We start from the raw sequence: 12525 nt of genomic DNA, 5'->3' as shown, positions 1-12525 counted from the left end.
GATTGGGTTGGTTGGTTAATAGTTGTTCTTATCTTTTAATGACTTTTACATTTTTAACAGTAGCACCCATAACAATTTTGGCAACATAGATACCAGATGGTACAGTTTTACCATTTTTATTATTACCCTTCCACGTATAGGTATAGGTATCGTTTCCTTTTGCTCTGCGTTTTAAGGTTCTTACTTTGTTTCCTTGCAGATTATAAATTGCTATAGAAACTTCATTTGGTACCTCGGTAATCATTTCAAAGCTAACAGCATTGATAAAAGGATTAGGTGCAATTGCCTTTATTACTGCTGTATCTGCAGGTATTGGTTCTTTTGATAAAGCACTTAAAGTTTCAAATGAATAGTATGCAAGAGGATTACCAGTAGCAGGAATCGTACCTACTGTGTTCCATGAACTGTTTTCGACATCTAAGCCAATACCAATTCTTCCAGCAAGATTATTAATATTTGATTTAGCTATTCTAAGCTCTATTACAGATGCATTTTTTACATAAGTAATATCGGTGTTAGAAACATTGTTCCAGTTCCAAGAAGTTCCAGATCCAGTATACGTATATAAAGTTCCGTTCTCGATATTATAATCACTACCTTCTGGAGACCATAATCCATTTTTGTAACCTGTAGCTGTATCATCATCTGTGTTTAAGAAAAAGATAGCGTTAGTGCTTGTACTTCCTTGAGCCATGATGTATAGATATTCGCCATCATCATAAGCTTTAAGTGTAGTTAAACCACCGTTTCCGTTAGTAGCAAGACTTGGTACATTATCCCAGTCTGAAACATTACCATCAACAGTAATTGAAATAGAACTATCAGGTGTACCTGTTTGTACACTCAAATTATCAAAAGTAGCAGTTCCTAACTCTTCATTATTATGACTAGTCATTGCTAAACCGATATATACTTGCTCGTTCATAGCGATCGTTTCTTGATCAACTAATGTCCAGTTACTACCATTGGTAGAGTACGATGCGCTAATTACATCACCAGAGCGTGTTAACTTAAGCCAAACTGGAGTGGTACCAGTAGCAGATGTATGAGTAGTCCCGCCGTTGTTGGAGACTCTTCTCTGAAATCCTAATCCTTCACTATAACTTGCAATTAGCATTGCATGCTTGGATCCTGCAGTTAACGATTCTCTAATCATTACTCCCGCTTTTGCCCAGTTATTAGTATTGGTGATATCGTTCATTTTTACAACGATCTCTCCGTCACCAGTAATCGATTGATACATATAATGAAATTGGTCTGCGTTATTCCAGATATCACTACCGCTTCCATTAATAGTAAATGTACCATTGTTGTAAGATGCGCTTCCTTGGATTGTAGGGTTACCTATATCACCATTAACCCATGGAGCAGGCAGTGGCGAGCTAATAGGCGCTGTTGTAGCCTCGACTTTATTACTATACGAAGACGTTCCCGCTGTATTGTATGCAATTACTCTGTAAGAATATGTAGTACCAGCAGTTAAATTACCATCTTGATACGTAGTAACATCTGCATTTACAATTGCAATTTGAGAGAAATTGTTACCAGTACCTGGTGCTCTCTCAATACGATATTCAGTTTCATTATCAGCATTGTCATTCCACACAAGTGTAATTCTAGAAGTACTGCTAGCCGTAGCACTTAAATTAGAAGGTGCAGCTGGTGCTGTTGGAGGAACAACAACTGTTGCTCCAAATTCGTAAGCACCTAAATCAATAGTATTTTTGATTCGGTTATTATTGTCTAAGTCTTTGTTACCACTTAACGGAATAGTACCATTTGTGTAATACTCATCCCAAAAAGCGTTAGACCAACTAGAGATACTAGCTGTAGCTTGTCCAGCATTTATTGCAGGAGAATTGTTAGTTACTGTAAAGTCACCGTTAGCAGGGTTTTTAAACATAGGATTTGCAACTACCTTTGAACCAGGTAAGTTGTTTTGCCCAGAAGTACTATTACCCCACCATAGGTTTTTATTAAATGTAATGTTAGCATTACCACTATTAGTTAAACCTGACATGTTAGAGCCTACATTAGATGAGCCCATGATGATATTGTTAGCAATGGTTGCATTCTTTACTTTATATTGAAAAGTAATTTCTGTACCCCAGCCATTATCGTTTTTATAGAAAGTGTTATTAACAACATAAATATTTTCGGCACTACCTGTATTCGTGTTGTTCCAACCTCCCATAGCTACACCTACTTCTGTATTGTTAAATACGAGGTTGTTAGACATGATAATATTTTCAGTTTTTTTACCTACGTGTTCGCTGGCAAATTCAAAACCTAAGTCATTACCAGAAGAAATATTACGGTCAAAAACAATATTGGTACCTCCATCTACATAAAAACCACCAGCACTAGCATCATTGCCATACCAAGGGTTTCCTACAGAACTATTATTTTCTGCGATGTTACCTATTACCAATCCATTACGTACTCTATCCTCAGACTCGTCGCAGTTGCACTCGCCTTCATAACCAATAAAATCAAAACCAATGTTATTGTTGTCATGTACATAGTTGTCTTTAACCAAAAAGCCAGATACATTACCATTGATAACAAATGCTTCACTACTTTGTAGGACATTGTTATATACTTCGTTGTTACGCAACGTAATGTTCTTGATACCATTGGAAGTGGTACCAAATACACCAATACCATGTGCACCTACACCACAATCAGAACATGTACTGTTGTGCTTGATATTGTGAACTTTGTTTTCGGCTATTTCTATATTAGAACTAGATCCTACAACATAGATTCCTATAGGGCTTTGACTGCTACTTGAGGTTTGAAAATCTTTAATATCAAAACCTATAATTTTGATATAGCTAGCGTTATTAATATTTACAAGACCTTGTCTGCCAGATGCAGATAATCCTGAACCAGAGATCACTACATTATTAGAAGCTGCCTGTAATGTAACATATTGACCAGCACTACCAGAATCTGCATTGCCTTGAAATGTTATTTTCTCATTATATGTTCCTGATGCCACTAAGATAGTATTACCTGGATTTGCTTTGTTTACTGCTGCTTGTATAGTAAGTAAAGCATTGTTTTCTGAAGTTCCACTATTATTATTGTTTCCCGATTTGGACACATAAATGTTTTGTGCGCTAAGCATTCCCGTCATAAGAAATGCTAGTAGCAAGAGATTAAATAATTTTTGATGTTTCATTTGGGTAATTTTAGTTTAGTAATTAATTATTCGATAAAATGATATTTATATTGATTGCTATAGTACTAGCATCACAATAGGTTAAAAAGAATTAAGAGAGATTTTTGAGATCAGTGACCATATAACAGGATGTATTGGTTAATATGGCAGTTAGAAAAAGAATGCTTCTAACATTTTGAGGAATAAAAGTTCTCCCTTTTTTTATAAAAGTTAAAGGAAGAACTTTCTTTAAATTAGTAACTACATTTTTCATTATCAATTATATTTGGGGTGAATTGATGGGATAAATGTAATTATAATTAGTAAATGAGATGTAATAATATAGAATTCGCAAGAAGCATTTGAGAATTCGTTTTAGATAAAGAAGAATGAGTTTCAGATAAGTTAGTTCTGATACCGTTCTATTAATTTTTTCACGGGATTTGTCTTGTGATTTTTAATACCATGTAGTGCTACAGCCAATATAAGTAGGACAATACCAATCAAGGCTACTATTCCAATTGAAGGGTGTGACGTATTTTGTTTAACATATATAGCAATCAGTGCCCATACGCCTACTAGAGCGAATTCTCTCATATTGCGCGTAACAAGCATAAACAAGTTAACCAATACAGCGACGATTATCATAATAATCGTCCATGTTATTTCTGACAAACCTAAGGCACCCCAATCTATTTTAACTAAGTATGCCGAAGTGTTGGCAATCGATGCGACAGCAATCCAACCGCTATACAAACAAATAGGCCACCATACAAATGCGATGATCTCAATAGGAGCGTCCCAACGTTCCATATTAGTTGCGAGTACAATTTTAAGTAGAGAGAAGAGTAGTGCAAACATTATTAAGACAGAAATACCCGTGTAGTCATAAGTAAACGCTAGTACCCAAGCTACATTAAGTAGATTTGCACTAAAAAACCAATAGCTTGTAGCGAGTATAAATCCTGATTTTTTAGAACTAAAAAAAGCTCTGCGTATTTGAAAAAGGCTGTATGTCAATAAACTGATAAAAATCAACCCCCAAATAGAAAAAGCATAGCCCGCTGGTGTAAATAAATTAGCATACTGTTTACTAAGCTCTCCAATTGTAGTATTGTTGAACCTAAAAACTTGTGCGCTATAATTAACTGCTATCACAAGGAGTACCGAAATGAGATTGAGAACCGATAATTTTTTCTGCATTGTACATTGGTTATAATAATACAGAAAGTTAAGGAAGCTTTTTTAATACTCACGCTAGAAATGGAAATTGTGAGGAGTTTAACATCCTGTTTTAAGTTACCTTAATAACCTCTTCTTTTGTTAGTGCAAACACTTTATCGGTCTCGTCGGGTGTAAGAATGTATAGCCCCGTAAACTCACCAAAAGCAGGCAAAATCATTTGATCTGATGTCTCAAAGTAGCATGGTAATTTGAGTACTTGTCGTCCCAAACCTTGCAATTTTACTCCTGGATGTATATGGCCACAAAAATTAAAGAAGCCAGCACGTGTCTCGGGATGGTGAGTTAATAAAAAATTTCCTATTGCCCACTCATCAGTACTATAAATATTTAAGGCTTCATAGTGTAGGGGTGAAATGATATCATGGTTGCCAGCGATAAGAACGATTTTACGATTCGAATGTACTGCTACCCACGTTTCAAATAACTTCCATTCATTATTTAAGCTACTATGAAATAAATCTCCCATAAAAGTTATCACCGCAGGATCAAATTGTTCAATAATAGCATCAAGTCGATCAAAATTTTTTTGAATTGCTTGATGAGGCACAGCACTTCCATGTTTTCTAAAATGGGAAACCTTACCTAAATGCACATCGGCTATAAGTAACATATCGGTCTCGTGCCAATACAATCCACCACAGGGGTGAAAACTAAAAGTGTTATTTAAAATTGTATGGGGTTGAGGCATGATTTGTAATACTGTGAAGTTAACTGCAAATTTATTATAAGTTTTACTTTTTTAGCAAAATTGCGGTCATCTTTTTAATACGATCTGCTAGTTTTTCACTTGATAGTTTTTCGCGTAAGCGGTCGGTAATAATAGGAAAGGAAAAAGGAGTCGCTTTTTTGCAAGCTTTCCAAATAATTTCTTGTGATTGTATACGTTCCATAGCGAGGTGCAGTCGACCTTCTTCTAACTGATGCTCAAAAGTTTCTACAAAGGCTTGTTGAAACAATATATTATCAGCTTCATAATCTCTAAACACATCAAATAACAATTGAGAGTTTGATTGTAAATGTTTCATCTTAATCATTTTGCTGGGATAGCCTGTAAACACTAAACCCGCGATGACAGCGATATCTCTAAATTTGCGTCGCGCCATTTCGGTTGCATTTAAACTCTTTTGAAGATCTTGTTTCAAATAGGTCGATGAGAATAGGTTGTTATCAATTACTTCTTGCATATTGACCGGTTGGTCGGATAGTAACTCAAATCCATAATCATTAAAAGCAATTGAAAAAGTAACTGGATAAAGCAAACTAATACGGTAAGCCAGAAGGCTGCCCATTGCCTCATGAACAAAACGTCCCTCAAAGGGATAAAATAGATGATGATACCCCTCACGAGTTTTAAAGGTTTCGATCAAAAATTGATTGGGACCTGGAATGATACTCTCCTTACGTTGTCTTGTAAAGACGGGGGATAGTGCTCTAAGTTCTTTGGATAGCGATAATGTTTTATTATCAGCTTCAGAACTTACAAGGTATAATTCTTCTCGTAATAATTCACTCATTTGTGCCGAAAAGGTCATACGACCACCAGACCAACTTGGTACACGATTAGTTTTCTTTGTTGAATTACGTACATGTACTTGCATATTCTTAATGCGAATAAATTCTAGATTGCGACCAGCAAAAGTAAAAACATCTCCGCGCGTTAGTTTTGAAATAAAGAATTCTTCGATAGTACCAATATAGCCTCCCGTTTGATATTTTACAGTAAGAGCTGCATCGCCTACGATCGTGCCAATTTGTAGTCGATGACGCATGGCTACACCGCGGTTGTTGACCTTAAATAATCCATCTACCTCTACCTCAACACGTTTGTATTCGTCGTAGGTTTGTAGGGATTGACTTCCTAAAGTTATAAAATTGAGCACCCATGCCCATTGCTCTTCTGTTAACGTTTGGAAACAAAATGTTTGTTGTACTTCTTCAAAGATCTCTTTAGGATAAAAACCATCAGAGACGGCAAGTGTTACTAAGTATTGAATTAATACATCAAAACTATTAAGGTGTGGTATGCGATCTTCGACTGCATTTTGCTTTACAGCTTTTTGCAAGGCAGAAGCTTCTATAAGTTCAATCGCATGGGTTGGTAAGAAATAGATTAAACTTACTTTGCCAGGCTGATGACCACTACGACCTGCACGTTGTAAAAATCTAGCAACACCTTTAGGTCCCCCTATTTGAATTATAGTTTCAACTGGTGCAAAATCTACACCCAGGTCTAAGCTCGAGGTGCAAACAACCGCTTTAAGTGTCTCATTACGTATTGCAGACTCGACCCAGAGACGTGTTTCTTTACTAATACTACCATGGTGCATTGCTAGCTCTCCAGCAAATTCTGGATATTTTTCTAGTATCTTTTGAAACCATATCTCGCACTGACTTCTTGTATTGGTAAATAGTAAAGTTGTGCGACTTTGGTTAAGTATGGGTATTACATCGTCAAGTAAGTGAATTCCCAAGTGACCACGCCAAGGAAAAGTTTCCATTTGTTTGGGAATGATACTTTTGACTACAATCTTCTTTGCTAAGTTTGCACGGATAAGGACCGAATTTTTTAAAGCAGGTGTAGTAGGGCCTAAAAGGACTTCTTTGGCTTGTTCTAAGTTTCCTATAGTTGCCGAAATACCCCAAATTCTCATGGTTGAGGTAATGGTTTTTATTCGGGATAGCGCCAATTCGATTTGTACACCTCTTTTAGTACCTAACAGTTCATGCCATTCGTCAATGATAATCGCAGAACAGTTTTCAAAGGTTTTGGCGTAGCCTTTTGAGGCTAGTAGTAACTGTAAACTCTCTGGAGTTGTAATAAGCAAATCTGGCATGGTACGTTTTTGGGAAGCCCGTTCTTTTTGAGAGGTATCTCCAGACCGAATACCTACGGTAAGTTGGGTGTCTAGCTCATTGGCAACACGTTCTGCCGCTTGTTTTATTTCCTGAGATAGTGCTCTTAGAGGGGTTATCCAGATAGCTTTGAGACCTTTGGGATGTTTTTTTTTATAGTCAGGATTATTTTTAATGTAGTTTAGAACTATAGGAACCCATAATGCATACGTTTTTCCGCTACCAGTTGGTGCATTAAGCAGTCCATTTTTACCACTTAGAAACGCGTTCCAGCTTTGTCTTTGAAAAGCAAAAGGCTTCCAACCTTGATTTGAAAACCAAGTTTCTGCGATGGTAAGAAGTTCTTTACGATTCATGGTATCAATTCTTTAAGATCCTCTATACTATTAGCTTCTTCAATTTTTTTGTCTTGTCGCCATCGTAAAATACGAGGAAATCTAGTAGCAACCCCACTTTTGTGACGTTTTGAGATGGCAATACCTTCAAAAGCGATTTCAAAAACAAGTTGCGGAGTTACACTACGAACGGGACCAAAACGCTCTATAGTGTTAGTTTTAATAAAACGATCTACCTTTCTAAATTCTGCATCGGTCAAACCAGAATATGCTTTTGCAAAAGTTACGAGTTCTGTTTTGTCATCGTTCCAAAGACCAAAGGTATAGTCTGTAAAAAGATTAGAACGACGACCATGACCTCGCATAGCATAAGTAAGTACAGCATCTATGGTTAAGGGATCTACCTTCCATTTCCACCAATCTCCTTTTTTACGTCCTACGAGATATGGAGAGTCTTTACGTTTAAGCATGAGACCTTCAGACTTCACCTCTCTTGACCGCTCGCGTTCTGCAGCTGCGGCTTCCCAAGAATTAAATGAGATAGTTTCTGATAGGTGTAAGGGTATTGCTTTTTGATCTGTGTCGTTTGTTTTAATTTTTTTATATAAGGATTCTAATGTAATTCTGCGTTGCTCAAATGGTAAGGATCTAATGTCTTTTCCGTTCCATTCTAAAATATCATAAGCTTTGAGTATTACCGGGGTTTTGAGTAAGAGGTTTTTTGAAACTGTTTTTCTACCTATGCGGGTTTGTAAATCGTTAAAGGTTCCAATATCTCCTTCTAGAAACGGTAATATCTCACCATCTAGTACAGTACCGTCTGGAATTACGTTAACAAATGAATCAAATTCTGGATACTTATCGGTAACTAACTCCTCACCACGGCTCCAGACAAAGAGTTCGCCTTTCCTTATAATAACTTGTGATCGAATGCCATCCCATTTATGTTCACCTAACCAATCTGAAATCGGCCCAAGATTGGTTGCATTATCTTCAACAGCATAAGCAAGATAAAAGGGGTAGGGTTTTGATAAGAAATCTGCATCTTTTTCTTCTACAATCAAATCGTGGTAACTAATAGTTTTGGGATCCCAGTCACCCATTAACTTATAAGCTAAGATATCCTCATCTATAGCTGTCGCTTGTGCTAAGGCACGTGTCATTAGTTTTTGACTTACACCAATTCTAAAACTCCCAGTAATCAATTTAGAAAATACAAAGCGTTCGTAATAGTTGAGGTGTGTCCAATTTTCAAAAAGATAGGCTTTTTTTTCTTCTTCGCTCTTCTTCTTAAGCGCTATAATTTCTTCGAGAAATTGCGTAAGGTTTTTTTGGGATGTATTTGTTGAGGGGGGAATTACAAGTGCGATGGTCTCGGCCAGATCTCCCACAATATGATAGGATTCTTCAAACAGCCATAATGGAATGTTGGCTAGTTCTGATGCCCAAGTTCTCAACAAAGTTGTATTTACGGGTCTGGGAGGACGACGATGAGAAAGTATAGCTATCGTCCAAACTTTATCTTGATCGGATGCTTTTTTAAAATAATTAGCTAATGCAGCAACTTTTAAGTTTGTTTTATTGGTGCTATCAAGAGTTTTTATTAGATCGGCAAAATGCTTCATAATACATCTTCAGTTTCTGTTTTGCTTTCTATTTCGGCTAATTCTCCTTCATATTGAGTTTTTTCGGTTCGTGCGTCATATCCGATGGTTCTCAAATAGCGTGAAAAAATGTCGGTGTATCCATGAGTTGTGATTATTTTTGTGGCGCCAGTAGCTTCAATTGCAGTGAGTAAGCTTTGCCAATCACAATGATCTGATAATACAAATCCTTTATCAATGGCTCGTCTTCTGCGTGCTCCTCGAAAGGCCATCCAACCACTGGCCGATGCTGTAACATAAGGAACCATTTTGCGTATCCAAGTGCTGCCGTGAGCGCTGGGTGGAGCTACTACTATATTGCCCTTTAGTTCTTCTTTTTTGGTATCACGAGTAATACGCGTGGTTTTTGGAAATGCTACCATGGGCCTTAATACATCGGTCATGTTTTCTATAGCACCATGAGTAAATATGCTTCCGATGGATGGATCTAAATATTTTAATAAGCGTTGTGCTTTTCCTAAAGAATATCCAAATAGAATTGAAGTTTTGCCTTCGCTTTGATTTTGTGACCACCATGTATTGATATTATGCATAACCTCGGCTTGGGGAGTCCATTTAAAGGCAGGAAGCCCAAACGTACATTCTGTAATAAATGTATGGCACTTTATAGGTTCAAAAGGTACAGAAATACCATCATCTTCAGTTTTATAATCGCCTGTAAAAACCCATATTTCACCTTTGTGTTCGACTCGTATTTGTGAACTTCCGATTATATGGCCAGCGGGATGCAGGCTAAATTTTACATTGTTAATCACAAAGGTTTCATCAAAATGTCTCCCGCTCACATGGATATCACCTAGTCTATGCTTTATTATAGGAACGTTGGTATGATGTGTAATATAGTTTTTGTGTCCCCAACGACTATGATCTGCATGTCCATGAGAAATGATTGCATTATCTACAGGTTTCCATGGATCTAAATAGACGTTGGCAACCGCACAAAAGATGCCCTTGTCGGTAAATTGAAGTAATGGTGTTTTCATGAATGGACCTTATAGGTAATTATTGATTGAAAATACTGAATGTGCAAAGCTTACCGAAAGTGTTTAGCAAAAGATTAACCTGAACGTGAGATTTTAAATGAACTTTAATACTTCTTTATACATTGTTCAAGTTTTTTGTAAATGGATGCTAAGATTTTGAATTGTGGGATGTGAAGACATATAAATTAGTGATGGTTTGAAAACACAATAATTAAATTTTAAAAGGTGTGTAGTTTACTTATATTTGCGGAAAATTAAATAACTACTACAATGTCTATATCTGATTTATTTGATAGCGGATTTCAGAAAAGAAATCAGGATCATTTTGCTGCGATCGTAAGAGTCGCCATGAGCGATAATGTAATAACCGATGATGAAAAAGCTTTTTTGGATAGATTAGCTAGAAATCTTGACATTTCTGAAAATGATTATCGCGAAATATTAAAGGATTATGCTTCGCATCCCATAAATCCTCCATCTAGTTATGATGTTCGCTTAGAGCGGTTATATGATCTGGCGCGTATGGTGTTTGCAGATCACATTAAGGGAGACAATCAGGTTCTTTTGTTAGAAAAATTATGTGTAGGTCTTGGTTTTAAATCCGATAATGTAAAATATGTTGTAGATAAAGCACTTAACCTGATAGAGCAGGGTGTAGATAGTGATACATTTGCTGAAGAAATTAAAATGATGAATCGTTAAAATAACTTTTTATTTGTATTAAAAAAGCTGCCTTATCGGGCAGCTTTTTTTGCTATCTGTTTGGTTATTTTATCTAATAGATCTTGTTGTTTAAAAGGTTTTGTTATAAAATCGTCCATTCCTGCTTTGAGACAACGTTCTCGTTCACCATCTTTGGCATTGGCGGTAAAACCGATTATAGGGATTTCTGAAATTATTGTATCGCCATAATCATTGCGTATCGTTTTGGTTATATTATATCCATTTGTATGCGGTAATTGTAGATCCATTAAAATGAGATCGTATACTCTCTTTTCGATAAAATTAATTGCCATTTCTTCATTCATAGCTACATCGATAAAAAAATCACCTTCTTTAATAAGTAATTTCATAACGAGATATTGAGTTGATTCTTCGTCTTCGATAACTAGAATTCTAAATTTTTTATCTCTTACGGGTAAAGTATATGTTTTTTTCTTTCGCGCTGGACTTTTATTTGTGATTTCTATAGTAAATGGTAATTTTAAAGAAAATATTGAGCCTTTATTAACCTCGCTACTTACCTTAATATCTCCTTGTAAGACATCAATTAAATTTTTTACAATCGCTAGTCCAAGACCTGTTCCTGCAATCTTTTTATCTTGACTAAATCTAGAGAAGCGATCAAAAATATGATCTAGATTTTCTGGAAATATACCTGACCCTGTGTCTTCAATTTTAAAGCTAATACTGGTTTTGTTGCCACGCTGATAGTTTTTGGACACGGTTAATTTTACAGTACCTTCTTCGGTAAATTTGAACGCATTATTGAGCAAGTTGTTTATAATTTGATACACTCTTGTAGGATCACCAATTACATGATCACTTATCGTGTCTTCATACGACATGTGAAAAGTAATTCCTTTGTTAGCGGCTACTTTTTTATAAGTCTTTTCAAAACCTTGTAAAAGTTTCTTAAGAGAAAAACGTTCTTCGGCTAATTTTAGTCTTCCCGATTCTATTACAGAGATATCGATCATGTCATCTATAAGTGCATTAAGATGCAGGCTTTCACGTTTAATGATACGGGCCAGTTCTTCTTGCTCATAATCGAGTTTGGTTTTTTCCAAAATCTCTACAAACCCTAGGATAGAAGTAAGCGGAGTTCTTATCTCATGGTTAATATTGGCAATAAAACTATTTTTAAACTCTTCTTTTTCCAGAAGAAATTTGTTACGCAGTTCTAGAGCGCGCGCTAATAGAATGGATTCGTTTTTTTGTTGGGCTACGGCGTGAAGCTCGGAATATTTATAGGTGTAATCAAAAATTAAAAGTTCGATGCCGTGCGCAGAAATTGTTAATGTGATATCACAAATTCTTTCTACATCGGCATCATTTAAATGAATACAAGCAAAATTATGATCAACATCTGCTTGCGAATCCTCACGCGTTTCTACAAGACTGGGTATAATTTCAAAAAAAGGATGCATATCATACAATGACATACCTTTTTTGAGCTTAAACAGTGCACCCTCTGTAAAAGTTATTATTCCGTCATATTGAATGGAAATGTGTTGAGTTTTTTGATGAAATGGTCTAACTTCTCCCTTTGAATTCAT

At 36.1% G+C, this 12525-nt stretch carries 8 protein-coding genes; 1 reads left to right on the top strand and 7 read right to left on the bottom strand.

The features are described 5' to 3' along the window. Positions 1–28: 28 nt before the first annotated feature. The 6 genes from ACE939_RS12155 to ACE939_RS12130 all read right to left on the bottom strand — a co-directional run bounded on the left by ACE939_RS12155 (position 29) and on the right by ACE939_RS12130 (position 10246). Complete coding sequence (locus ACE939_RS12155) at positions 29–3187, bottom strand: DUF5123 domain-containing protein (RefSeq protein ID WP_378185854.1); 3159 nt, start codon at positions 3185–3187, stop codon at positions 29–31. Positions 3188–3571: 384 nt separating this feature from the next. Then, positions 3572–4369, bottom strand: coding sequence for a tryptophan-rich sensory protein (locus ACE939_RS12150; RefSeq protein ID WP_378185853.1), 798 nt, complete (start codon positions 4367–4369; stop codon positions 3572–3574). Positions 4370–4460: 91 nt separating this feature from the next. Further along, entirely contained in the window at positions 4461–5099 is a 639-nt protein-coding gene (gene pdeM, locus ACE939_RS12145; protein WP_378185852.1) for a ligase-associated DNA damage response endonuclease PdeM, read from the bottom strand. A gap of 43 nt (positions 5100–5142) precedes the next feature. Continuing rightward, complete coding sequence (locus tag ACE939_RS12140) at positions 5143–7620, bottom strand: ligase-associated DNA damage response DEXH box helicase (protein WP_378185851.1); 2478 nt, start codon at positions 7618–7620, stop codon at positions 5143–5145. After that, positions 7617–9224: an ATP-dependent DNA ligase gene (locus ACE939_RS12135; RefSeq protein WP_378185849.1), complete on the bottom strand. Its 1608-nt coding sequence runs from the start codon at positions 9222–9224 to the stop codon at positions 7617–7619. Before ACE939_RS12135 ends, ACE939_RS12140 begins: the two co-directional genes overlap by 4 nt. Then, positions 9221–10246, bottom strand: coding sequence for a ligase-associated DNA damage response exonuclease (locus ACE939_RS12130; protein WP_378185848.1), 1026 nt, complete (start codon positions 10244–10246; stop codon positions 9221–9223). Before ACE939_RS12130 ends, ACE939_RS12135 begins: the two co-directional genes overlap by 4 nt. A gap of 270 nt (positions 10247–10516) precedes the next feature. Here ACE939_RS12130 and ACE939_RS12125 point away from each other — a divergent pair, with 270 nt between their 5' ends. Beyond that, positions 10517–10948 carry a TerB family tellurite resistance protein gene (locus ACE939_RS12125; protein ID WP_378185847.1) on the top strand — a complete coding sequence of 144 codons (432 nt, stop codon included), beginning with the start codon at positions 10517–10519 and terminating at the stop codon, positions 10946–10948. A gap of 32 nt (positions 10949–10980) precedes the next feature. On the opposite strand, the gene ACE939_RS12120 is transcribed toward ACE939_RS12125, so the two are convergent. Further along, positions 10981–12525 (bottom strand): hybrid sensor histidine kinase/response regulator, encoded by a 1545-nt coding sequence (locus tag ACE939_RS12120; protein WP_378185846.1) that lies wholly within the window; start codon positions 12523–12525, stop codon positions 10981–10983.

The organism is Aquimarina rhodophyticola, assembly GCF_042434915.1.
GTDB lineage: Bacteria > Bacteroidota > Bacteroidia > Flavobacteriales > Flavobacteriaceae > Aquimarina.
Note: the sequence above shows the minus strand (reverse complement) of the source record. Positions and strands in the feature narration are given on the sequence as shown.

Excerpts from the sequence above, each read along its gene's own strand:
- pdeM (WP_378185852.1), bottom strand. The coding sequence starts at position 5,099 with ATGCCTCAACCCCATACAATTTTAAATAACACTTTTAGTTTTCACCCC.
- ACE939_RS12125 (WP_378185847.1), top strand. The coding sequence starts at position 10,517 with ATGTCTATATCTGATTTATTTGATAGCGGATTTCAGAAAAGAAATCAG.
- ACE939_RS12140 (WP_378185851.1), bottom strand. The coding sequence starts at position 7,620 with ATGAATCGTAAAGAACTTCTTACCATCGCAGAAACTTGGTTTTCAAAT.
- ACE939_RS12155 (WP_378185854.1), bottom strand. The coding sequence starts at position 3,187 with ATGAAACATCAAAAATTATTTAATCTCTTGCTACTAGCATTTCTTATG.
- ACE939_RS12150 (WP_378185853.1), bottom strand. The coding sequence starts at position 4,369 with ATGCAGAAAAAATTATCGGTTCTCAATCTCATTTCGGTACTCCTTGTG.
- ACE939_RS12130 (WP_378185848.1), bottom strand. The coding sequence starts at position 10,246 with ATGAAAACACCATTACTTCAATTTACCGACAAGGGCATCTTTTGTGCG.
- ACE939_RS12120 (WP_378185846.1), bottom strand. The coding sequence starts at position 12,525 with ATGAATTCAAAGGGAGAAGTTAGACCATTTCATCAAAAAACTCAACAC.
- ACE939_RS12135 (WP_378185849.1), bottom strand. The coding sequence starts at position 9,224 with ATGAAGCATTTTGCCGATCTAATAAAAACTCTTGATAGCACCAATAAA.